The 21,497-nt window shown below is 54.9% G+C and carries 34 protein-coding genes and 1 pseudogene; 2 read left to right on the forward strand and 33 right to left on the reverse strand.

The genetic code is table 11. The features are described from left to right. Positions 1–8: 8 nt before the first annotated feature. The 4 genes from AC2FH9_RS05465 to AC2FH9_RS05480 form a co-directional block, all read right to left on the reverse strand. Positions 9–653, reverse strand: a complete 645-nt coding sequence (locus tag AC2FH9_RS05465) for an adenylate kinase (protein ID WP_142639768.1) — start codon at positions 651–653, stop codon at positions 9–11. Beyond that, complete coding sequence (gene secY, locus AC2FH9_RS05470) at positions 650–2,014, reverse strand: preprotein translocase subunit SecY (RefSeq protein WP_271951986.1); 1,365 nt, start codon at positions 2,012–2,014, stop codon at positions 650–652. The genes AC2FH9_RS05465 and secY overlap by 4 nt, the downstream gene beginning before the upstream one ends. A 109-nt stretch (positions 2,015–2,123) precedes the next feature. After that, the gene (gene rplO / locus AC2FH9_RS05475; RefSeq protein ID WP_142639772.1) at positions 2,124–2,597 is read right to left on the reverse strand and encodes a 50S ribosomal protein L15; all 474 of its coding nucleotides are present in this window, start codon (positions 2,595–2,597) and stop codon (positions 2,124–2,126) included. Between the two features lie 489 nt (positions 2,598–3,086). Next, positions 3,087–3,299, reverse strand: coding sequence for a DUF1127 domain-containing protein (locus tag AC2FH9_RS05480; protein ID WP_496871032.1), 213 nt, complete (start codon positions 3,297–3,299; stop codon positions 3,087–3,089). A gap of 512 nt (positions 3,300–3,811) precedes the next feature. Here AC2FH9_RS05480 and AC2FH9_RS05485 point away from each other — a divergent pair. Next, on the forward strand, positions 3,812–4,807 hold the full coding sequence (locus AC2FH9_RS05485) for a radical SAM/SPASM domain-containing protein (protein WP_496749421.1): 996 nt from the start codon (positions 3,812–3,814) through the stop codon (positions 4,805–4,807). A gap of 140 nt (positions 4,808–4,947) precedes the next feature. Here the strand turns inward: AC2FH9_RS05485 and rpmD are convergent, their stop codons facing one another. The 29 genes and pseudogenes from rpmD to AC2FH9_RS05630 form a co-directional block, all read right to left on the reverse strand. After that, complete coding sequence (gene rpmD / locus AC2FH9_RS05490; RefSeq protein ID WP_008757946.1) at positions 4,948–5,136, reverse strand: 50S ribosomal protein L30; 189 nt, start codon at positions 5,134–5,136, stop codon at positions 4,948–4,950. Between the two features lie 12 nt (positions 5,137–5,148). Beyond that, the gene (gene rpsE, locus AC2FH9_RS05495; protein ID WP_142639778.1) at positions 5,149–5,718 is read right to left on the reverse strand and encodes a 30S ribosomal protein S5; all 570 of its coding nucleotides are present in this window, start codon (positions 5,716–5,718) and stop codon (positions 5,149–5,151) included. A 116-nt stretch (positions 5,719–5,834) separates the two neighbouring features. After that, entirely contained in the window at positions 5,835–6,194 is a 360-nt protein-coding gene (gene rplR / locus AC2FH9_RS05500) for a 50S ribosomal protein L18 (RefSeq protein WP_142639780.1), read from the reverse strand. Between the two features lie 11 nt (positions 6,195–6,205). Next, positions 6,206–6,739, reverse strand: a complete 534-nt coding sequence (gene rplF, locus AC2FH9_RS05505) for a 50S ribosomal protein L6 (protein ID WP_058272374.1) — start codon at positions 6,737–6,739, stop codon at positions 6,206–6,208. Positions 6,740–6,751: 12 nt separating this feature from the next. Continuing rightward, positions 6,752–7,144 carry a 30S ribosomal protein S8 gene (rpsH, locus tag AC2FH9_RS05510; protein WP_142639782.1) on the reverse strand — a complete coding sequence of 131 codons (393 nt, stop codon included), beginning with the start codon at positions 7,142–7,144 and terminating at the stop codon, positions 6,752–6,754. Between the two features lie 13 nt (positions 7,145–7,157). After that, complete coding sequence (gene rpsN / locus AC2FH9_RS05515) at positions 7,158–7,463, reverse strand: 30S ribosomal protein S14 (protein ID WP_142639784.1); 306 nt, start codon at positions 7,461–7,463, stop codon at positions 7,158–7,160. Positions 7,464–7,482: 19 nt separating this feature from the next. Beyond that, the gene (gene rplE / locus AC2FH9_RS05520; protein WP_142639786.1) at positions 7,483–8,043 is read right to left on the reverse strand and encodes a 50S ribosomal protein L5; all 561 of its coding nucleotides are present in this window, start codon (positions 8,041–8,043) and stop codon (positions 7,483–7,485) included. After that, the gene (gene rplX, locus AC2FH9_RS05525) at positions 8,036–8,347 is read right to left on the reverse strand and encodes a 50S ribosomal protein L24 (protein ID WP_142639787.1); all 312 of its coding nucleotides are present in this window, start codon (positions 8,345–8,347) and stop codon (positions 8,036–8,038) included. Before rplX ends, rplE begins: the two co-directional genes overlap by 8 nt. A gap of 2 nt (positions 8,348–8,349) precedes the next feature. Continuing rightward, the gene (rplN, locus tag AC2FH9_RS05530; protein ID WP_005621870.1) at positions 8,350–8,718 is read right to left on the reverse strand and encodes a 50S ribosomal protein L14; all 369 of its coding nucleotides are present in this window, start codon (positions 8,716–8,718) and stop codon (positions 8,350–8,352) included. 76 nt (positions 8,719–8,794) lie between these two features. Beyond that, positions 8,795–9,025, reverse strand: a complete 231-nt coding sequence (gene rpsQ / locus AC2FH9_RS05535; RefSeq protein ID WP_037311742.1) for a 30S ribosomal protein S17 — start codon at positions 9,023–9,025, stop codon at positions 8,795–8,797. A 4-nt stretch (positions 9,026–9,029) separates the two neighbouring features. Next, positions 9,030–9,236 (reverse strand): 50S ribosomal protein L29, encoded by a 207-nt coding sequence (gene rpmC, locus AC2FH9_RS05540; RefSeq protein ID WP_074736205.1) that lies wholly within the window; start codon positions 9,234–9,236, stop codon positions 9,030–9,032. 244 nt (positions 9,237–9,480) lie between these two features. After that, complete coding sequence (locus AC2FH9_RS05545) at positions 9,481–10,092, reverse strand: hypothetical protein (RefSeq protein ID WP_142639789.1); 612 nt, start codon at positions 10,090–10,092, stop codon at positions 9,481–9,483. 171 nt (positions 10,093–10,263) lie between these two features. Further along, entirely contained in the window at positions 10,264–10,470 is a 207-nt protein-coding gene (locus AC2FH9_RS05550; protein WP_010437077.1) for a cold-shock protein, read from the reverse strand. A gap of 203 nt (positions 10,471–10,673) precedes the next feature. Continuing rightward, a complete protein-coding gene (locus AC2FH9_RS05555; protein WP_496749422.1) occupies positions 10,674–11,294 on the reverse strand; it encodes a 2OG-Fe(II) oxygenase family protein in 621 nt (206 codons plus the stop codon). 142 nt (positions 11,295–11,436) lie between these two features. After that, complete coding sequence (gene rplP / locus AC2FH9_RS05560) at positions 11,437–11,850, reverse strand: 50S ribosomal protein L16 (RefSeq protein ID WP_085823145.1); 414 nt, start codon at positions 11,848–11,850, stop codon at positions 11,437–11,439. A gap of 12 nt (positions 11,851–11,862) precedes the next feature. Continuing rightward, positions 11,863–12,573: a 30S ribosomal protein S3 gene (gene rpsC / locus AC2FH9_RS05565; protein ID WP_037311761.1), complete on the reverse strand. Its 711-nt coding sequence runs from the start codon at positions 12,571–12,573 to the stop codon at positions 11,863–11,865. Further along, positions 12,573–12,953 (reverse strand): 50S ribosomal protein L22, encoded by a 381-nt coding sequence (rplV, locus tag AC2FH9_RS05570; RefSeq protein WP_039538267.1) that lies wholly within the window; start codon positions 12,951–12,953, stop codon positions 12,573–12,575. The genes rpsC and rplV overlap by 1 nt, the downstream gene beginning before the upstream one ends. Before the next feature lie 3 nt (positions 12,954–12,956). Beyond that, positions 12,957–13,235: a 30S ribosomal protein S19 gene (gene rpsS, locus AC2FH9_RS05575; RefSeq protein WP_005980699.1), complete on the reverse strand. Its 279-nt coding sequence runs from the start codon at positions 13,233–13,235 to the stop codon at positions 12,957–12,959. 3 nt (positions 13,236–13,238) lie between these two features. Beyond that, positions 13,239–14,081: a 50S ribosomal protein L2 gene (rplB, locus tag AC2FH9_RS05580; RefSeq protein ID WP_008757664.1), complete on the reverse strand. Its 843-nt coding sequence runs from the start codon at positions 14,079–14,081 to the stop codon at positions 13,239–13,241. Between the two features lie 264 nt (positions 14,082–14,345). Next, complete coding sequence (locus AC2FH9_RS05585) at positions 14,346–14,984, reverse strand: hypothetical protein (protein WP_496871033.1); 639 nt, start codon at positions 14,982–14,984, stop codon at positions 14,346–14,348. A gap of 459 nt (positions 14,985–15,443) precedes the next feature. Then, positions 15,444–15,620 (reverse strand): hypothetical protein, encoded by a 177-nt coding sequence (locus AC2FH9_RS05590; RefSeq protein ID WP_176797675.1) that lies wholly within the window; start codon positions 15,618–15,620, stop codon positions 15,444–15,446. Positions 15,621–15,700: 80 nt separating this feature from the next. Then, on the reverse strand, positions 15,701–16,735 hold the full coding sequence (locus AC2FH9_RS05595) for a fatty acid desaturase (protein WP_496691897.1): 1,035 nt from the start codon (positions 16,733–16,735) through the stop codon (positions 15,701–15,703). Positions 16,736–16,905: 170 nt separating this feature from the next. Further along, positions 16,906–17,202: a 50S ribosomal protein L23 gene (locus AC2FH9_RS05600; protein ID WP_142639794.1), complete on the reverse strand. Its 297-nt coding sequence runs from the start codon at positions 17,200–17,202 to the stop codon at positions 16,906–16,908. Beyond that, positions 17,199–17,816, reverse strand: coding sequence for a 50S ribosomal protein L4 (gene rplD, locus AC2FH9_RS05605; RefSeq protein ID WP_050605826.1), 618 nt, complete (start codon positions 17,814–17,816; stop codon positions 17,199–17,201). The genes AC2FH9_RS05600 and rplD overlap by 4 nt, the downstream gene beginning before the upstream one ends. After that, positions 17,813–18,538 carry a 50S ribosomal protein L3 gene (rplC, locus tag AC2FH9_RS05610; protein ID WP_142639796.1) on the reverse strand — a complete coding sequence of 242 codons (726 nt, stop codon included), beginning with the start codon at positions 18,536–18,538 and terminating at the stop codon, positions 17,813–17,815. Before rplC ends, rplD begins: the two co-directional genes overlap by 4 nt. A gap of 18 nt (positions 18,539–18,556) precedes the next feature. Further along, positions 18,557–18,871 carry a 30S ribosomal protein S10 gene (gene rpsJ, locus AC2FH9_RS05615; RefSeq protein WP_008756422.1) on the reverse strand — a complete coding sequence of 105 codons (315 nt, stop codon included), beginning with the start codon at positions 18,869–18,871 and terminating at the stop codon, positions 18,557–18,559. Between the two features lie 192 nt (positions 18,872–19,063). Beyond that, positions 19,064–19,723, reverse strand: coding sequence for a hypothetical protein (locus AC2FH9_RS05620; RefSeq protein ID WP_142639798.1), 660 nt, complete (start codon positions 19,721–19,723; stop codon positions 19,064–19,066). Positions 19,724–19,878: 155 nt separating this feature from the next. Next, positions 19,879–19,980: pseudogene (locus tag AC2FH9_RS05625) on the reverse strand (EF-Tu C-terminal domain-related protein); the annotation flags it as partial. 44 nt (positions 19,981–20,024) lie between these two features. Then, the gene (locus AC2FH9_RS05630) at positions 20,025–20,777 is read right to left on the reverse strand and encodes an FkbM family methyltransferase (protein ID WP_271951961.1); all 753 of its coding nucleotides are present in this window, start codon (positions 20,775–20,777) and stop codon (positions 20,025–20,027) included. Between the two features lie 256 nt (positions 20,778–21,033). Here AC2FH9_RS05630 and AC2FH9_RS05635 point away from each other — a divergent pair, with 256 nt between their 5' ends. After that, positions 21,034–21,375, forward strand: coding sequence for a RidA family protein (locus AC2FH9_RS05635; RefSeq protein WP_142639802.1), 342 nt, complete (start codon positions 21,034–21,036; stop codon positions 21,373–21,375). The last annotated feature ends 122 nt before the right edge of the window (positions 21,376–21,497 follow it).

Genomic DNA, 21,497 nt, shown 5'->3' on the forward strand with positions numbered 1-21,497 from the left:
TATTGGAGCTAGCCGAGTACGGCCTCGATCGACGCAGTCACTTCCTTGATATCGGCCAACCCATTGACCGGGCGAAGATCGCCTTTGGCGTAGTAATAACCAATCAGCGGCGACGTCTTTTTGTAGTACTCCATCAACCGCGTGCGCAGGCTGTCTTCGTTGTCGTCGGCGCGACGCGTGAACTCTTTTTGCTCACCACAGTTGGTGCAGCGACCATCTGCCGGAATCGGCTTGGTCTTGTCATTGTAGACCTCGCCACAGCCCGAACAGGTCGAACGTGCGGTGATCCGATCTACTAGGGCATCGTCATCAACCCGCATCTCGATCACAGTGTGCAGTGACTGGCCCAACTTGGTCAGCAAAGCCGCCAATGCGTCGGCTTGTGCCAATGTGCGGGGAAAACCGTCAAAGATGAAACCGGCACCGGTTTCGGTGGTCAGCTTCTCTTCGATCAGGCCGATGACAATCTCATCGGTGACCAGCTTGCCGGCATCCATGATGGCTGCAACCTTCAGGCCCATCTCGGTGCCCGAGGTTTTGGCTTCGCGCAGCATGTCTCCGGTGCTCAGCTGCACCATGCCGCGTGTTTCAACAAGATGACGCGCTTGCGTTCCTTTACCCGCCCCCGGGGGGCCCAGAAGAATGATGTTCATCGACGAGCGGGTCCCTTCCTGCCGCGTTTCTTACCCTTCCCGCGCAGTTGGGACTTTTCGATAAGCCCTTCGTATTGGTGCGCCAGCAGGTGGCTCTGAACCTGTTGGATCGTATCCATGGTCACAGAGACGATAATCAGAACCGAAGTACCACCGAAATAGAACGGAATAGCAAACTGGCCCCGCAGGATTTCAGGCAGCAAACAAACCGCCGCCAGATAAGCCGAACCCAGAACCAGAACGCGGTTGACCACGTATTCCAGATACTCGGCGGTTTTCTTACCCGGACGGATACCCGGCACAAAACCGTTCTGCTTTTTCAGGTTATCCGCCACGTCATCCGGTTTGAACGACACGTTGAACGTGTAGAAATAGGCAAAGAACACGATCATCGACGCAAAGAACAGCAGGTACAAAGGCTGACCGGGTCCAAAATTGGCCAGCAGCCAGGACATGATCGGCCCGTTGGTCGCACCCGATGAGAAGGTCGAGATCGTCACCGGCAGCAACAGCAAAGAGCTGGCGAAGATCGCCGGGATAACGCCAGCCGGGTTCACTTTGACCGGCAAGTGGCTCGAGCCGCCTTCATAGATCTTCATACCGGCCTGACGGCGCGGGTATTGAATATGGATCTTGCGCAAAGCGCGCTCCATGAACACCACAAAGGTGATCACGGCGATGACCATGACGATCACTCCGATGATCACTGCGGGGCTGATTGCGCCACTGCGGCCACTTGCGAAGAACTGAGCCAACGCTGCCGGAACCTCGGCGATGATGCCGACGAAAATAATCAGAGAGATACCGTTGCCGATGCCGCGCGCGGTGATCTGCTCACCCAGCCACATCAGGAACATGGTGCCGCCAACCAGTGTAATCATAGTCGACAGACGGAAATAAAGGCCCGGATCGGTCGCCAAATCGCCAGACTCCAGCGAAACGGCCAAGCCATAGGCCTGAACCGTGGCCAGCGCCACGGTGCCGAAACGGGTATATTGGTTGATCTTCTTACGACCCTGCTCGCCTTCTTTCTTGAGCTGTTCGAGCGCGGGAACCATCGAGGTCAGCAGCTGAATGATGATCGAGGCCGAGATGTAAGGCATGATGCCGAGGGCAAAGATACCCATCCGCCCAAGCGCCCCGCCGGTGAACATCGAAACCATACCGCCGATGCCCTGCCCCGCTTGCTCCATGAACTCACGTAGGGCCTGTCCGTCGATCCCCGGCACCGGTATAAAAGTGCCCAGGCGATAGACGATCAACAAACCCAGTGTGAACAGGATGCGGTTGCGCAGATCGGTGGCTTTGCCCAAAGCAGCCCAGCTAGTGTTGGCTGCCATTTGTTCTGCTGCTGATACCATAAATCGGTCTCTCTTATGAAAACACCGCCCGGAACCGTTTTCCGGCTCGGGCGGCGTCTTGGAAAACTCTGAGGTCTATGTAAGCGGGTCTTGGCCCGCTCACAAGCGCTTACTCTGCCGCAGCGGCTTTTGTGACCGTCAGTGAACCGCCTGCTTTTTCGACTGCCTCAACGGCAGCTTTCGAAGCACCAGTTACTTCCAGGGTCACCTTGGCGCTGATTTCGCCTTTGGCCAGAACGCGGATACCGTCCAGTTTACGGCGAACCAGACCGGATGCAACCAGTGCGTCCTCGGTGATCGCGGCTTTGGCGTCCAGCTTACCGGCGTCGACGAATTTCTGGATCAGGCCCAGGTTGATAACGGCAAACGCCTTGCGGTTCGGCTTGTTAAAGCCACGCTTGGGCAGGCGCTGGTACAGCGGCATCTGGCCACCTTCGTAGCCATTGATCGCCACACCCGAACGGGATTTCTGACCTTTGATACCACGGCCACCCATTTTACCTTTACCGGAACCGGGACCACGGCCGACGCGGGTCCGTTTCGGTGTGGCGCCTGGGTTGTCGCGCAATTCATTCAGTTTCATTTCGCTTCTCCTTCGCCGGAAATGACCCCGAAGCGTGATGGGTCAAACACGGCATTTCTTGGTTTTGATTCTTGCGGCGCAGTACGCCACCGGAGCCCGATACAGCTTTGTGGCTGAGGATGCAAGTTTTGAAGTGAACAACACCCAAACTGTCTAGCCTTCAGCATTTTGGATTGGCGCGTCCAGTGGATTAATCCGGTGTTTGGCCAGCCATGGAGGAATCCGATATGGGTCCGTTGTATATTCGATGAGCAGATCCAGCGCCGGGCAGTCTGACGGAATACCCAATATGCCGATCTGGTAGTCTCGCACTGTGTCAGCCTCGTGACCGCGTTATTGGGACGTAGCCCCCTCTAATAATTCTCATGGAAAATTTCCAAACGATCCACAATGCAGAGCGACCAATTTCACCGTGCCCGTGCCTTTCAAGCACGCAGAATCAAAAGAGGCGCCAAATGGCGCCTCGGTGTTGTTCATCCTGCCAGGTTCTCAGCAGTAGACGTGCTTATGCGCAATATCACTTATATCGCACCGGCGGATACCAATATCGTTCAGTTCACGATCAGTCAGGTTCTGAAGCTCTGAATAGGTGCGGCCGAATTCGTCGCGCAGGGCATAGGCCTCTTTCACGCGGGCGATCAGAGTTGCGATGCGGGCGGTCAGACCAAAGCCTTCGCGGGAAAAAGTTGCTGTGTTTGCCATTTCTATATTCCTTTCTAAACCGGAGCGTATTCTCCAGATTTCGTTTGCGTTCCTATTTGGGACAAAGCTCAAATAAGAACGCCAGATAACGCTAACAACAGAAGATTCGGTCTGGCCGGTATGCATTGGGGGAATGGCAGTGAAAACACTGTTTAGACATCCCACTACAGGCTTTCGTTGAAATAGACCTGTGGATTTCTCGGCTAAAGATAAGGTCTATCAAATTTATATATTTTAATATCTTTTTTCTTTTACGGACCCATATTTTCACTATTCTATCACATATCCGTGAACTATCGGGCTATTTCGGCCTGTTTTACCATTTTCGCCTCGCACGTTTAGGGCGTCCTCGACTTCATGAATGAGGATACTCCATGCCTTTGGTTTCAAGCGTTATTAGAAGGTTGCGCTGGATTCAGCGCCGTCCTTCCTTGAAGCAATCGGCAAACCTGTTGCGCAACGTTCGGGGCTATCTTCTTCACTCTCAACAAGCCGCCCCGCTGCCGTCTCTGGTGAAAATTGATATTTCGCCGCTGTGCTCACTAGCCTGTCCACATTGCGTCCATGCGAACCCGTCCCGACGCAACCGGCCATTACTCAGCGATCAGAATTTCGGAAAGCAGGACAAACTCAGCCTTCAGCAGTACCGGCATATCATTGGCCAGATCAAAGATCGCGCGCTTGGTGTAAGCCTGTTCTACTATGGCGATCCTCTGGCACACCCGGACCTCAACGACATGATCCGGGCCACGACCGCAGCCGGTTTGGAAAGCCATATCACCACCCATTTCAGCTATCGGCTAAAAGCCGAGAGGATTCATGACCTGGTCGATGCCGGGCTTAGCCATATCACAATCTCAGTTGATGGCGCGACGCAGGAAAGCTTTCAGGTTACCCGTGTTCGCGGACGCCTGGATTTCGTTCTGAACAACCTGCGACTACTGGCTGGCTATAAAAAGAGGAAGGGTCTGAAATCTCCGTTCGTAGAAATACAGCATATCTCTTTCCCCCATCACGCCGAGGATGAACTGGATCAGGTGAAGGCCATCGTAGACGAGATTGGTATCGACGCCTTTACCACGTTTGAAGGGCTACGGTTCGATGCAAATGGAGATCTGTACAACGTCGTAGACGACGATCCCGATCGGATTGAAAATGGCCCGCCCCTGTCATCATCCCTCACCCCAAGGTGCCATTGGCCCCACAGCAGCACGGTCATTCGCTTTGATGGCGATGTGATTCCCTGCTGTCTCTGGCGATCCGGCCGCCAATATGTTTCCGACAAGAACCGTGATCCGCATGTGTTGGGAAATGTTTTCGACCAACCACTTGAAACCATCTGGAACAACGAAAAATACAAAGCTCTGCGCCGGCAGGTCTGGAACCCGCGTGCTCATTCCAAACGCGAAGCAGCAGCCAGTTTTTGCGATGGATGCCCCAGGCTGTACGAAAAACCAGGCAGAGAACCCCCGTTGCGCCATGAAGTCGACATTGAGTTTGCAGAATAAAAGACGCTCGGGTCATAGCCGAGTTTGCGCCGAGGCACTGAACAACACCATATGATGAGCCGGAAAAAAGACGACCGGCCAAACAAGAAAACGCCCCCGATCAGATCGGAGGCGTTTTTAAGTCTTCAAAGAACTCGCGATTAGCCGCGTTCTTCGATGATCTCTACCAGATGCGGGATCTTGTTGACCATGCCGCGGACCGAAGGAGTATCCTCCAGCTCACGGGTTTTGTGCATCTTGTTCAAGCCCAGACCGATCAGGGTCGCGCGCTGTTCGGCGGGGCGGCGGATCGGGGAACCGATCTGCTTGACGACGATGGTTTTTGCCATGGGTCGCTCTCCTTATGCTTCTGCTTCAGCAGCAACAGGCGCTTCGTCCCGCTTGGGCAGGATGTCAGCAACTTTCTTGCCGCGACGCTGTGCAACCGAACGCGGGCTCTGCTCTTTTTGCAGGCCGTTGATGGTGGCGCGGATCATGTTGTACGGGTTCTGCGAGCCCAACGACTTGGACACAACGTCCTTGACGCCCAGCATTTCGAACACAGCACGCATCGGACCACCGGCGATGATACCAGTACCTTCAGGTGCCGAGCGCATAACCACTTTACCGGCGCCGTGACGGCCTTCGATATCGTGGTGCAGGGTCCGACCTTCGCGGAGCTGCACGCGGATCATCTGACGCTTGGCTTGTTCAGTTGCCTTACGGATGGCCTCGGGTACTTCTTTTGCTTTACCCTTGCCAAAGCCGACGCGGCCTTTCTGATCGCCGACAACCACCAGAGCGGCGAAGCCAAAGCGCTTACCACCTTTTACGGTTTTCGACACGCGGTTGATCGCGACCAGACGGTCTGCGAATTCCGGAGTTTCGTCGCGGTCGCGGCCACGGCCCCGACGGTTTTCACGTTCTGCCATTTGGCATCCCTTTTCTCATGTGGCGCATTGCGGCGCCGTTGTTTCAATCCAAGTGAGCCTCGACTATTGCCGAGGCCCCCGGATCATCGGGGCAGCTGAGGCGCTGCCCGCAAGTCTTAGATCTTCAGACCACCTTCACGCGCAGCGTCGGCGACAGCCTTCACTTTGCCGTGGAACAGGAAGCCGCCACGATCGAAATAAGCCTCTTCGACGCCTGCCTTCTTGGCACGCTCGGCGATGGCTGCGCCCACTTTCGTAGCCGCTTCGACGTTGTTTGTGCCAACTACACCCAGATCTTTTTCCAGGGTCGAGGCCGAGGCCAGGGTCACACCACGAACGTCGTCGATCAGCTGAGCGCTGATGTTCTTGTTCGAACGGTGAACCGACAGGCGTACACGACCTGCATTGACCTTGCGAAGTTTGTTCCGAACGCGCAGGCGGCGCTTCAGAAACAGGGTTCTTTTGCTGTTTGCCATTGTTTGCGTCCTTACTTCTTCTTGCCTTCTTTGCGGAAGATGAATTCGCCCTTATAGCGGATACCCTTGCCTTTATACGGCTCGGGACGGCGCCATTCGCGGATTTTCGCCGCGACTTCGCCCACCTGCTGTTGGTCGTTACCTTCCACAATGATCACGGTCTGCTTCGGTGCGGTGATGGTGACACCTTCCGGAGCAACGAAATCAACGTCGTGGCTGTAGCCCAGGTTCAGCTTCAGGGTGTTACCCTGCATCTGAGCCCGGTAACCAACACCCTGAATCTCCAGCTCTTTTTTGAAGCCTTCGGTCACACCGGTTACCAGATTGGCAACCATGGTGCGGCTCATGCCCCATTGCTGACGGGCACGCTTGGACATGCCACGCGGGTTGATTTGAACCACATTGTCTTCGACCGACAGCGTAACGTCATCAGTCGCGGTGAAGCTGCGGGCACCTTTCGGGCCTTTGACTTCGATGGTCTGGCCGGAAACCGAGGCGGTTACACCGCTGGGCAGTTCGACCGGACGTTTACCAATACGAGACATTGACAGACCTCCTTAGAAGACGGTGCAGAGCACTTCGCCGCCAACATTGTTGGAGCGTGCATTCTGGTCCGACATCACACCTTTCGGAGTGCTGACAATCGACACACCCAGACCCTGACGGACCTGCGGGATGTCATTGACGCCCATGTATACGCGACGACCGGGCTTGGAGACCCGCTTGAGTTCGCGAATGACAGGGGTGCCTTCGTAGTATTTCAGGCTGATTTCGATGGCCGGATGACCGTTTTCACCAGTCATCTTTTCGTAGCCACGGATGTAACCTTCGTCCGCCAGCACGTCCAGAACCCAGGCGCGCAGTTTCGACGCCGGAGTGTTTACAGTGGACTTGCCGCGCATTTGCGCGTTGCGGATACGGGTGAGCATATCGCCGATAGGATCGTTCATATCTATGTCTCCCTTACCAGCTCGATTTCACCATGCCGGGGATCTGACCTGCAGAACCCAGCTCGCGCAGCATGATACGGCTGACCTTCAGCTTACGATAGTAAGCATGAGGACGACCTGTCAGCTGACAGCGGTTGTGAAGACGAGTTGCCGAGCTGTTGCGCGGCAGTTTCGCCAGTTTCAGACGCGCTTTGAAACGCTCTTCCATCGGCTTGCTCTCGTCATTCGCGATTTCTTTCAGCTCGGCACGCTTTGCGGCATATTTGGCCACCAGGCGTTCGCGCTTCTTCTCGCGTTCGATCATTGCTTTTTTAGCCATGTCTCAATCCTCCCGGCGCTTAAGCGTTGAACGGCATGTTGAACGCTTTCAACAGGCTTTTCGCTTCAGCGTCGGTTTTCGCTGTGGTGGCAATTACGATATCCAGGCCCCAGACCTCGTCGACCTTGTCGAAGTCGATTTCCGGGAACACGATGTGCTCTTTCATGCCCATGGCAAAGTTGCCACGACCATCGAAAGAAGGCTTAACACCGCGGAAGTCACGAACGCGCGGCAGCGCGATGGTGATCAGACGATCCAGGAATTCATACATCCGGTCACCGCGCAGGGTAACTTTCGCACCCAGCGGCATGTCTTCACGGACGCGGAAACCCGCGATCGACTTCTTCGCCAGTGTTGCAACAGCCTTTTGGCCTGCAATCGCGGTCAGATCTTCAACAGCGGCTTTCGCCTTCTTCGAGTCTCTGACGGCCTCTGCACCACAACCGATGTTCAGAACGATCTTTTCCAGCTTGGGCAGCTGCATATCGCTCTTGTAACCGAACTCTTCTTTCAGAGCGGCACGGATGGTTTCAGCGTACTGAGCTTTCAGACGCGGGGTGTAGGTTGCGGTATCAAGCATCGATCACGTCCCCCGTGGTCTTGGCAAAACGAACCTTCTTGTCACCTTCCATGCGGAAGCCAACGCGGGTTGCTTTACCGTTTTTGTCCAGCAGAGCCAGGTTCGACAGCTCAATCGGGTTTGCCTGAGGCAGGCGACCACCTTGCGAGGTCTGCGACTGGCGGGTGTGGCGAATGGCGATGTTCACGCCATCAACAACGGCTTTACCGGCTTTCGGGTCGACCGAGGTGATAGTTCCCTCTTTGCCCTTGTCCTTGCCAGCCAGCACGACGACCTTGTCGCCTTTGCGGAGTTTAGCAGCCATGATTACAGCACCTCCGGAGCAAGCGAGATGATTTTCATGAAGTTCTTCGCGCGCAGTTCACGAACAACAGGGCCAAAGATACGAGTACCTACAGGCTCGTTGTTGTTGTTCAGAATGACGGCGGCGTTGCGATCGAAACGGATCGCGGTGCCGTCTTCACGACGGACTTCTTTGGCGGTGCGTACGACGACGGCCTTACGGACGTCACCTTTCTTTACGCGGCCGCGTGGGATGGCTTCCTTCACCGAGACGACAATGATGTCGCCTACAGAGGCGTATTTACGCTTGGAACCACCCAGGACCTTGATGCACTGAACTCGGCGTGCGCCGGAGTTGTCAGCGACATCCAGATTGGTCTGCATCTGGATCATGTGGTTTCTCCCGACCTGTGGGGGCTGGTCTTGTTAGATCCCCCAGGGTTTCGACAAATGGGAAAATCCCAGAGGCTTACGCTTCCAGAACTTCCCAACGTTTCGTCTTCGATTTCGGCGCGCATTCGATGATGCGAACTGTATCGCCGACCTTGAAGGCGTTCTTTTCATCGTGAGCCCGGTATTTCTTGGACTTACGGATGGTTTTCTTCAGAACCGGATGCGTAAAGCGGCGCTCGACGGATACGGTTACAGTCTGTGCGTTGGCATCGCTCGTTACGGTGCCGGAAAGGATACGCTTAGGCATAGGATTACTCCTCCGATGCCGCAGCAGCGGCCTTTTCGTTCAGGATGGTTTTAACGCGGGCGGCGTTGCGGCGGGCCGCTTTGATGCCAGCGGTGCTTTCCATCTGACCGGTTGCCTGTTGAAAGCGCAGGTTAAAGCTTTCTTTCTTCAGGTTGGCCAGTTCCTCGCGGAGCTGGTCAGGGGTCTTGTCACGCAGTTCTTGGGCGTTCATCGCCTTTTCCTTTGCTCAAAACACCAGAAGGCCCCTATGCAGGGTCACCTTTGACCTGGTGGATGAATGATAGACATACGAATCCCCCGACTCGGCCGGGGGAACGCAAGATGCCGCTCTATAGGGGGTTCTGGGGTGGGTGGCAAGGGAAAGTATGGAGGATTGATCGAGAGGCCGTTTTTAGCGCTCTGCTCACTTGAGCAACCAGCGACGGGCACGAGATGTTTGAACCGAATTTGGAAGCCTATTCGCTCTTGGAGCGAATTCCATCGAAACCTCTTCCCCAAACCAATCCAGAGTTCGGCAGCATATGCGCCTGCTTCAAAACTATCTTTAGCTCTGGAGAATACAGCACCTTTACCGTTCGTTCGTCATCCCCTGATACATGCTCACGCACCAGAACTTCCCAAACTTTGTATTTACACGTTCCAACCCGTTCAATTCGATTTTTCTGGAACTCAACCGTTACAGTGCCGAGTAAGGCTTCTTTATCGCCATCTTGTATCGTGAAGCCTGACTGCCACTCTTTTTGCTGCTCTAGGTCATCTAAGGAACTAACTGATTGCTCGTATGAACGCTTTGAGGCGGTGAACTTCATAAAGGTCTCGCCGAACAGCAAAGGATGCGCGTAGTGGCTAGCGAAACCTATGCGCCTAGAGTCTTCGGTTCTCAACTCAACGACAAACCCCGTCTCAACAACGGTTTGAACTCGTAAAAGCCATGTTCCGCCATAGTCCAACCAGACGCCTTTACCGACATCTACACGGGTTGGGCACGTCGCAAGTGCAGGTGCGACGGCCAACGCCAAAAAAAGTGAAACCGCTAGTACAACCTTTGCTGGTTTTGGCGCGCCCATGGTTTACTCCCACAAAATAGAAAAGCTGGCATTAATCCCGCCACCCTAGGCCTCGTTGACAGGTGCGTTGAATGCACCAGCCATTACAGCATGTAGACATCCCACTCACAAACGCAAAACGCGGCCTCGTTTGCACGAGACCGCGTCTTCAACTGTCTAAGTCTGAGTGACTTACGCCAGAGCGATGTTCACAGCCGACTCACGACCGTCACGGCCGGGTTCGATGTCGAACGTTACTTTCTGGTCGTCGGCCAGGCCGGTCAGACCCGAGCGCTCGACAGCAGAGATGTGTACAAACACGTCTTTGCCACCGGTCTCCGGTGCGATGAAGCCAAAACCTTTAGTTGTGTTGAACCATTTTACGGTGCCGTTGGCCATATCCGTAGTCTCCTAGTAAATTGCTGTCCGCGGAATTGCGACAGCGCGGCGTTGTCGGTCTGGATCGAAAGACTGAACGCCGATATTCGGGAGACAGTGGTCGAAAAAGAAAAACGTAAGCGCCCTCCACATCGTTTATCTGACGACACAATGCAAGAACTTTTCACACATTCCTTTGAATCAGAGTCCCTTAAACGACCGTGCTAGTCCCATTTATAGTTAAAGCTGACGGAAATCCGCTCATCCTCGGCCATGTTCATCGGCACCTCGTGGCGCAACCAGCTCTCCCATAGCAAAACATCTCCAACCAGAGGCTTCACATAAATGAAAGGCTGCAGGTCCCGACGGCCCCCTTTCATACGCGTGGGCGCTGCCATCATCCGGCCCGAGCGCGGGTCTTCAAGCTTCAGCGCGCTAGCACCTTCGGGCATCGAAACATAAGTCGTGCCCGAGATCACGCTATGTGGGTGCAGGTGGCTGGAGTGCATTCCGCCCTCGGGCAAAATGTTGATCCAAAGGTCTTCAAGCTTTAGTTCACCCTCACCCAGATCAAACTCCAGATCCTTAGCAAAAGCTGCAACGTGCTGGTCCAGCACCTTAACCAGATCGGCAAAGATCGGGAACCGCCAGGGCAGATCGGTCAGCGAGGCATAGCTGGTGTAGCCGGGATAGCCGTTTTCTTCGCACCATTCCTGCCCGGCCTCATCATCCTCGGCGATGACAAGACAGGAGCTTTCCAGCTCCTCCGGGTCGATCTTGGGATCAAACTCGGACAAAGCTGCGCGATAAAGACGGGTGACAAAAAGTGATTCAATCTGTGCCATGGGCCTGTCTTAAACCAGCCTCTCGATGAAGGCGATGGGTGTTTTGCGAGGCTGTGGCGGAGCAACGCCCTCAAACCAAAAACCCCCGCCGGTTTCCCGACGGGGGTCAATCTTGTCACGAGCGGGGTCGCCCCCGGGTCGCTTACCAGTCTTCGCGAACCACGACGCGAGTCTTGATCGGCAGCTTCATCGCAGCCAGGCGCAGGGCCTCGCGGGCGATGTCGTCATTGACGCCGTCGATTTCGAACATCACGCGGCCAGGCTTGACTTTGCATGCCCAGCGGTCGACCGAACCTTTACCTTTACCCATACGAACTTCGATCGGCTTAGCCGTAACCGGAGTGTCGGGGAAGATGCGGATCCAGACACGGCCCTGACGCTTCATGTGACGCGTCATGGCACGACGTGCAGCTTCGATCTGGCGTGCAGTTACACGCTCAGGCTCAAGAGCTTTCAGTCCATAGGTGCCAAAGTTTAGATCAGAGCCGCCCTTGGCTTCACCCTTGATCCGGCCTTTGTGCATCTTGCGGAATTTAGTACGCTTTGGTTGAAGCATATCTTTCCCTCCTTAGCGACGACCGCCACCAGCACCACGAGGTGCAGGGCCGTCCTGGAGTTCCTGTGCTTTACGGTCACGTGCCTGCGGATCGTGCTCCATGATCTCACCTTTGAAGATCCAGACCTTGATCCCGATGATCCCATAAGGAGTCATCGCTTCGGCTTGTGCGTAATCGATGTCGGCGCGCAGCGTGTGCAGAGGCACACGGCCTTCGCGGTACCACTCGGTCCGTGCGATTTCGGCGCCACCCAGACGGCCAGCGACGTTCACCCGGATACCCAGAGAGCCCATACGCATGGCGTTCTGAACAGACCGCTTCATCGCGCGACGGAACGAAACCCGGCGCTCCAGCTGCTGAGCGATAGACTCGGCAACCAGCTGTGCGTCAAGCTCGGGCTTGCGCACTTCGACGATGTTCAGGTGCAATTCGCTGTCTGTCATCAGGGCGATTTTCTTGCGCAGAACTTCAATGTCCGCGCCTTTCTTGCCGATGATGACACCCGGACGTGCAGTGTGGATCGTAACGCGGCACTTCTTGTGCGGACGTTCGATGATCACACGGGCGATGCCGGCTTGCTTGCACTCTTTGTTGATGAACTCACGGATCTTCAGATCTTCCAGCAGAAGATCACCGTAGTCCTTGGTGTCGGCGTACCAGCGGCTGTCCCAGGTGCGGTTCACCTGAAGGCGCATGCCGATCGGATTTACTTTATGACCCATTAGGCTTGCTCCTCAACTTGACGCACCTTGATGGTGATCTCCGAGAACGGCTTCATGATCTTGCCGAAACGGCCACGGGCCCGGGGGCGACCGCGTTTCATGACCAGGTTCTTACCAACCCATGCTTCGGCAACGATCAGCTCGTCGACGTCCAGGTTGTGGTTGTTCTCAGCGTTGGCGATTGCGGACTGCAGGCACTTTTTGACGTCCTGCGCGACACGCTTGTTCGAGAAAGTCAGGTCGGTCAGAGCCTTCTCAACTTTCTTGCCGCGGATCATCTGCGCAACCAGGTTCAGTTTCTGCGGGCTGGTACGGAGCATGCGCGTTTTCGCCATTGCTTCGTTTTCAGCCACGCGGCGGGGGTTCTTTTCCTTGCCCATGACTTACTTCCGCTTCGCTTTTTTGTCAGCGGCGTGACCGTAATAGGTACGAGTTGGCGAATACTCACCAAACTTCTGACCGATCATGTCTTCCGAGACGTTGACGGGGATATGCTTCTGGCCGTTGTACACACCAAAGGTCAGACCCACGAACTGGGGCAGAATGGTGGAACGACGCGACCAGATCTTGATGACTTCGTTGCGGCCCGACTCGCGCGCTGCTTCGGCTTTTTTCAGCACGTAAGCATCGACGAAAGGACCCTTCCAAACAGAGCGAGACATGGATTAACGTCCCTTCTTCTTGGCGTGCCGCGAGCGGATGATCAGCTTCTGGGACGCTTTGTTTTTGTTGCGAGTACGCTTACCCTTGGTGTCCTTACCCCAAGGCGTAACCGGTGTACGGCCACCCGAGGTACGGCCTTCACCACCACCGTGCGGGTGATCGATCGGGTTCATTGCGACACCACGAACCGACGGACGCACGCCTTTGTGGCGCATACGACCGGCTTTACCGAGGTTCTGGTTGCTGTTGTCGGGGTTGGACACGGCACCAACGGTGGCCATGCATTCCTGACGGACCATGCGCAGCTCGCCCGAGCTCAGACGGATCTGAGCATAACCGCCATCGCGGCCTACGAATTGCGCGTAAGTACCGGCCGCACGTGCGATCTGACCGCCTTTACCAGGCTTCATCTCGATATTGTGGACGATGGTACCAATAGGCATACCCGAGAACGGCATTGCGTTGCCCGGCTTGATGTCGGCCTTGGCCGAAGCCACAACCTTGTCACCAACAGCCAGACGCTGCGGAGCCAGGATATATGCCTGCTCGCCGTCTTCGTATTTTACCAGTGCGATAAACGCGGTCCGGTTCGGGTCATATTCGATCCGCTCGACGGTTGCCGCGACATCAAATTTATTCCGTTTGAAGTCAACGATCCGGTAGAGACGCTTTGCGCCACCGCCGCGGCGGCGTGAAGTGATCCGTCCGGTGTTGTTCCGGCCGCCCGATTTGGTCAAACCCTCAGTGAGAGACTTGACCGGACGTCCTTTCCAAAGCTCCGAACGGTCGATCAGCACCAGCCCGCGCTGGCCCGGCGTCGTCGGCTTGTACGACTTGAGTGCCATGCTTTCTGTCTTCCGTTTAGCAAGTGCGAGGCAGTGCCTCGCTATGTGATAGGCCCCCGTAGGTGCCAAGGGTATAGGGCCCCGAAGGTCCCCGGTTTCAAATATCATAGGCCCCGGAACGAATCCGAGGCCGCAAGATTGGGTGCATATAGCCGTGTTGGGGGTGGGTGTCTATAGGGCAGTCTAAATTCGTTTCATCCAAAACTCCTGACCAAGAATAAGCTTCAAGGTATCAATCAGGTTTCTACATCTAGCGGTACTCTTTTACGTATTTGTTTCGCTTTTCCGGATAACCGCCGGGTGAGCTTGTGGAAGCGCACGCAATAGGTCACGCGCATTCCCATGCTGCCCCAAGGCTCTTCGCAACGCGTTCGGGCTATGTAAGCGAAACTCTTCCAAAGATAACATCACTCTCCAAACCTCCCTAGGTATTTTGAAACTTATAGTTCCATTGCGATTAGGAACGACGAGCGAAGGTCGATTAATTAAACCCTTGCCTAGCAAGCTGATGGCAATTTCTGAGTCGGGTTTGATATTTACTGCCCTGTCTTCCTTTGCACGAGCTGCGCTAAGTTTCTCCACCTCACTTAGCTCTAGATCCAACAGCTTTTTTTTGATCATTTGCCTTCGAAATGGAGCAGCAACAAATGTTGAGGCATTTCGGAGAGACTTGAAGGTCCAACCACCAAACAAGAGCAGGCCTTTAACTACAGAGGTCAAAGCCAGACACCCAAAGGAAATGAATATCAACCACCCCAGCGGCAGTGCCCACGGCGGGAGCCCAGCAAATCGCTCAGGCCAATAATAATCAACTAGGAGTATTGCGCAGCTAACAGCTAGTACAGTCCATACGACCTTCCCTGGCGCCTCAACTACTGCTTTTACCTGTTCAAAGTAGTTCAAATTAAGCGCCTCTGAATTCTTCGCAATTTATTAAATACGTAACATCGGTCTAAACGAGATAAACTAAAGTCACTTACAGGCACAACCGCACTGCCCATCTCGCCTCAACATCAGGGATGCTTCCAATTTCGCAACACGAATCCAGCGCGGAATCAAGGCCGAAGGCCGCCGCGCCAGCGACTGCCCGTCCCGGCGGGCTGGCGCTTGGGGACGTTTTCGCCTCGCTCTGAGGTTGGATGTATTTGGCACTATAAAGCGCGCAGATCAGTCGCTGCGGCGCCATCCCACAGGCAGTCACTGGCGCGGCTTGCGGATAGAGACAACAAAAAACCCGCTTTCGCGGGGGCCCAATATCTCTCTCCAAAGACGAGGCCGACCAGAGGCTGGCGAACACGTCAATGGATGCCATTTTCCAGTGTTACACCAGAAGCCTCAACGCTCACCCATAGCCCCGCACGATCACTTCTTGTCGCGCGCGGCTTTCTCTTCTTTGGTCAGCTTGGCGTTCCAAACATTCTTGCTCAAACCCAGCTCAGCGGGCGCGGGTTTGGTTTTGCCGATGCTGACTTTGCCTCCTTTATCCAGGAACTCCTGAATAAGGGCCTCATCTGTTGTTTCTTTGGGGACATGTTTCATAAGAGCGACCGTATCCGCATCACACGCCGGGGGCAACGACCGGATTTCCGGCTATCGTTCACACCCTCTGACCGATCCCGTCACCCATACAGCGCGCGCGCTTCGGCAAAGGACAGCAGGCGGCGGTTCTTTTCATCCCACAGGTGCAGCCGCGCGTTGGCGAGGCTCTCGCGGATGGTCATCCGGTTGCTGTTGGCCAATTCGTCATGATCCCGCAGCACTTCGGTCAGGCGATAGAACGGGATGCGACTGTACAGATGGTGTACGTGGTGGATGCCGATATTGGCCGTGAACCACTGCAATACGGATGGCAGGATGTAATGCGAACTTCCGTGCAGGGCGGCCTCGTGCAGTTGCCAGTCCTGATCAGGGTCCCATTGCGTCTCTTCGAATTGGTGTTGGACATAGAACAACCAGACGCCAGCGGTCGCGGCGATCAGCGTCGAGGGCAGGAAAATCAGCAGCACCGGCATCAGGCCACCAAAATAGTAGATGGCCCCCAGCGCGGCCAGAATGGCCAGGTTCGTCGCCATCGCGCTGACCCAGAATTTCGGAATACCGGTCAAGCCAAGCGGGAGGCGGTTTTGAAACAGGAACAGATAGCCGGGCCCAAAGCCAAACAGGGTGATCGGGTGGCGATAGAGCCGGTAAAACAACCGGTTCAAGGGCGTCAGCGCCCGGTATTCGGCCACAGTCAGCGTATGGATGTCTCCCATCCCGCGCTTATCCAAATTGCCAGATGAGTTGTGATGCGAGGAATGTGTGCGCCGCCAAACATCGTAAGGCGTCAACGTCAGCACCCCGAGCCCCCGACCGACCCAGTCACTGACCGTCCGGTTCGTAAAAAATGCCCCGTGACCGCAATCATGCTGAATGGCAAACAGGCGCAGCAGAAAGGCCGCGTTCAGAACCGAGATCGCAAGCGCTAGCCAATAGCTGACCGACAAAGACATCCAGGCCAAGGCCCAAAGCGCTATGAAGGGAACACAGGTAACCCCCAGCTCGAACCAGCTACGCGGTTGGCTTGGCTCTCGATATTTGGCCAGCGTCGACACCCAGTCCCGCGCGACAGTCACATCCGGGTTGTCCCGGGTCGAGAGAGTGGATTGGGTCATGCGCCTGCCATATCGTTTGTTTGTTCCATACCGGATAGACGACCCCACCGGCATAGCAATCATTTTCTGTTCGAGACGCTGGGAATGGCGCTCAACTTTTGGTGTCACTACCTAAAGAAAAACCCCCGCTTTCGCGGGGGTCTTAATGGTTTGTCCAAAGACAGGCCCGATCAAAGACCGGTGGAAATGTCGATGGTGTTACCCTCTTCAAGGGTCACATATGCTTTTTTGACGTCTTTCCGCTTGCCCAACTGGCCGCGGAACCGCTTGACCTTACCTTTGGTCACAGAGGTGTTCACCGCTTTGACCTTCACACCAAACAGTGCCTCAACGGCCTCTTTGATCTGTGGCTTGTTGCTGTCAATCGCAACCTCAAAGACAACCGCGCCATTTTCGGACGCCATGGTCGACTTTTCGGTGATGATCGGCTTGCGGATCACGTCGTAGTGTTCTGCCTTCGCGCTCATTTCAGTCGAGCCTCCAGTGCTTCGACAGCCGCTTTGGTGAGCACCAGAGTGTCACGCTTGAGGATGTCATAAACGTTTGCACCCATCGACGGCAGGATATCCAGACCTTCGATGTTGCGCGACGCCTTCAGGAACCCTTCGTTCACGGTCGCCCCGTCGATGACCAGAGCGCGTTTCCAACCCAGGTTTGCAACCTGCTTGGCCAGAGCGGCGGTCTTGCCTTCGGCTTCAGCGTTCTCGATCACGACCAGTTCACCAGCTGCCATTTTGGCAGACAGCGCGTGGCGCAGACCAAGTTTACGGAACTTTTTCGGCAGGTCATGACCATGCGAACGCACGACCGGACCTTTGTAAACGCCACCACCCCGGAAGATCGGTGCCGAACGGGCGCCGTGGCGTGCGCCACCGGTGCCTTTTTGGCGATAGATCTTCTTGGTTGAGTAGGACACTTCCGAGCGGGTCTTGACCTTGTGGGTGCCAGCCTGCGCGTTGTTACGCTGCCAACGGACCACACGGTGCAGGATGTCCGCGCGCGGCTCCAGGCCGAACAGGTCTGCATCCAGCTCGATGTTGCCGGCTTTGCCGCCGTCCAGTTTGATTACATCAAGTTTCATGCTTCACCACCTTCCGCGGGAGCTTCTTCCGCAGGTGCTTCGGTTGCAGCCGATTTCACAGCAGCCGGGAAAGGCAGGCCTTCCGGTGCTTTCTTCTTGACGGCGTCCTTGACGGTAACCCAACCGGATTTCGGTCCGGGAACGGCGCCTTTGATGAAGACCAGACCACGGTCGGCGTCGGTTTTGACGACTTCCAGGTTCTGGGTTGTTACACGGGCAGCACCCATGTGACCGGCCATCTTTTTGCCTTTGAAAACCTTGCCCGGATCCTGACACTGGCCAGTTGAACCGTGCGAACGGTGGCTGATCGAAACACCGTGCGAGGCGCGAAGACCACCGAAGTTCCAGCGCTTCATTGCACCGGCAAAGCCTTTACCGATCGAAGTACCCGAAACGTCAACTTTCTGACCTTCCAGGAAATGTTCTGCCGAAATCTCGGCGCCAACTTCAATCAAGCCATCTTCAGAGACGCGGAACTCGACCAGCTTACGCTTGGGTTCAACCTTGGCAGCGGCATAGTGACCGCGCATGGCTTTCGAGGTGCGTTTTGCCTTGGCAGCACCGGCACCCAGCTGAACAGCAGTATAGCCGTCCTTCTCGTCCGTGCGCTGTGCAACAACCTGCAGGTTGTCCAGGTGAAGAACGGTCACAGGGATCTGCTTGCCGTCTTCCATGAACAGGCGGGTCATGCCGACTTTTTTTGCGATAATACCAGAGCGCATAATCTATACCCTCCGATCTTACGACTGCAGCTTGATCTCGACGTCCACACCAGCAGCGAGGTCGAGCTTCATCAGCGCGTCAACGGTCTGGGGGGTCGGATCAACGATGTCGAGCAGACGCTTGTGCGTACGGATCTCGAACTGGTCGCGGGATTTCTTGTCGACGTGAGGACCACGGAGAACCGTGAACTTCTCGATCTTGTTCGGCAGCGGGATCGGGCCGCGCACGTTCGCGCCGGTCCGCTTGGCAGTGTTGACGATCTCTTGCGTGCTGGCATCCAGAACGCGATAGTCAAATGCCTTCAGCCGAATACGGATATTTTGGCTTTGCATAATAACAGCCTTTTATCAGGCGTTGAGGTTGAGAGGAGGACAAGCGCGCATCGCCAACCCTCATCGAACCCAAAAGGCGGGAATCACCCCGCCTTGATGTTCTTACAGAGAACTCGCGCGACCTACAGGGGTTGGTGGGGTTTGGCAAGGGGGTTTAATGTATTTCGACACGTGTAATCGATGCCGCTCCAGCTACTCACACCATTTTATCAGATTGGTATCAATTGAATGCTCAAAACACTCAGTATACGGGAGCCAAAGAAAAGCATTGCCGTCCACAATGTAAAGGCCAGTAGGTTTGTCATCAACGACAACTCCAAACCTTAGAGAGGCGGCTTCCAATTCCATCTCGCAAATGGACTTCGGCTCTAGGACAACTGAACCCGGGCCATTATACGAAGGGTACTCGACTTTGCTGGCGTCAACGCGCGAATTGATCTCAGCGTTTTCGCATTTCCGATAGAACTCTTCAGTCGCAGCGGCAATTTCTGCATACATGCTTTTTCCTATGTGTTCTTTCAGCGGAAATCCACCGTTCGCAAGAACAAACTTTTCATTGGCTTCAATCAATAGCGAACAGTTCTCTTCACTATCGAATACTGCAAGCGCTTTACCGTCAGGTTTAAGCGCTCCCTGATACCGGTTTCTAATGAAATCAACTTCGAAAACGCCAGGCAAACTGATACGTTTGAAGCTCGGATCTGAAAAGCCTGCGCCGCAATGCCAATCGGCATCCAAAGCAACGTCCCCCAGGATGGTCAGCTTTTTTCTTGAAGAAACTTGTGTCGTTTCAAGCGTGGTGCAAGCGCACAATACGAGGCAAGAGAGGATCAAAAACGTTGTTTTGTTCAAAATTTTCTCGTCAGTGTTTGTTCGTATATACGGTCCAAAAGCAGAATGCTGAGTGAGCTTAAGTCAAAACGCCAACTAAATATCAAGTTGAAAACGGAAACAGGAAAGGGCGCCCCGAGGGACGCCCATTCCGTTTGATCATTCGCTTGCGCGACTTACTCAACAATCTTCGACACAACACCGGCGCCGACGGTGCGGCCGCCTTCGTGGATCGCAATGCGCAGGCCATCTTCCATCGCGATTGGCTCAACGCCTTCGCGGACAACACAACTCGCGTTGCATGCGGAAAGATGCCCTTAGACTATGTCTTGGCTACGCGTGCCGCCATACGTGACAGTCTGGTATCCTGATAGTCGAACACTGAGCTTTCGAAAGGGGCAAAGATGGCATCGCAATCGGTCGCTTCCGCAGACGGTGGCCTGACGAATTCGTGCAGCTCAAACCCGTGATCTGCCATCGCGGCGACAAAATCGCTGAACCTATAACCGCCATGATACCGACGCCGTACAGAGACTTCAGCCAATACAAAGGTGCATTTTTTTAGCATCTCCGATGCACCTTTAATAACCTCGATTTCAAAACCTTCCGTGTCGATTTTCAATCCGAAAGGTTCCTTGTAGGAAGACGCAATCTCATCCAGTGTTTTTACCGGGACTTGTCGCTCTTCAACTTGCGAGGTGTGCTGGATTGCCGCTTCGTCAAACTCCTGCATCGTTGCCCGTGTGCCGAGCCAACGATCGCCGACTGTTGGAATTCGAAGAGTCGTCTGTCCGCTTTCGGCACCAACTCCGCAAGCATGGAAATCAAAATCGATCTTGTCGCCCCAGTTTTTCCGTACCTTGGTTTCGTAATCCGAAATGGGCTCAACCAACACAAACTTGGCTGCAGGGAAAGCTTCGTACAAATGCTCGGTTCCCGAGGCCACCCCGACATCGAATACTGTCTCGACCTCAAAACCCAGATTACCGATATAGGCACCCGTCTCCTTCATTGGCGAAACCTGATATCCTCGCCGCTTCAGGCGTTTGGACAGTCGTTCTACGGTTTCGTCCATGTCGAAGTATCCTTCTTGCGGTTTCGCCCGATGCATCCCACTGAAACCAACTAGAGAGCACTTCAACGGCAAAAGCGCAATCTGGTATACTGTGTCGCTGGCAAGCTAGCCTAGGCGCGGCAAAATGCTATCGACCCGCCCCGTCCCCGACCAGTTCAACTTTTCTGAAAGTTACTCAAGCGGTTTCCGTTTGCCATGCGGGGCATCTTATGACCATGAACGCGTGCATCAAACAGGAAACAGCGAGATCACTCCAATGATAGAACGCATCGAAACCGGCGAGAGATCGTCCAAAATCGTTAAACATAATGGTGTGGCCTATTTGACCGGGCAAGTCGCCGAAGGTGATACCATTCAGGAACAGGTGCGTATTTGCCTTGGGAAAATTGACGACCTGCTAGAGCGCGCAGGTTCATCACGGGAAAAAATGCTGCGTGTGACCATCTGGCTAGCCGATATGAAGGACTTTGCTGGTTTGAACGAGGTCTGGAATGCTTGGGTTCCTGCAGGATACGCACCTGCGAGGGCGTGTGGCGAAGCAAAATTGGCGCGGCCCGAACTTAAGGTGGAATTCATAGTGGACGCTGCATACGACTAAAGCATGCTGCTTCTTTAGGAATTCCCCGTCTTGAATTACCAAATTCAAACAGAAAAAGCCCGCCCCGGTTTGGGGCGGGCTTTTTTTGTTTCGACGGTTAGGTCTGAGACTATTCGGCGAAC

It is taken from the genome of Ruegeria sp. CDSC081 (genome assembly GCF_059610485.1).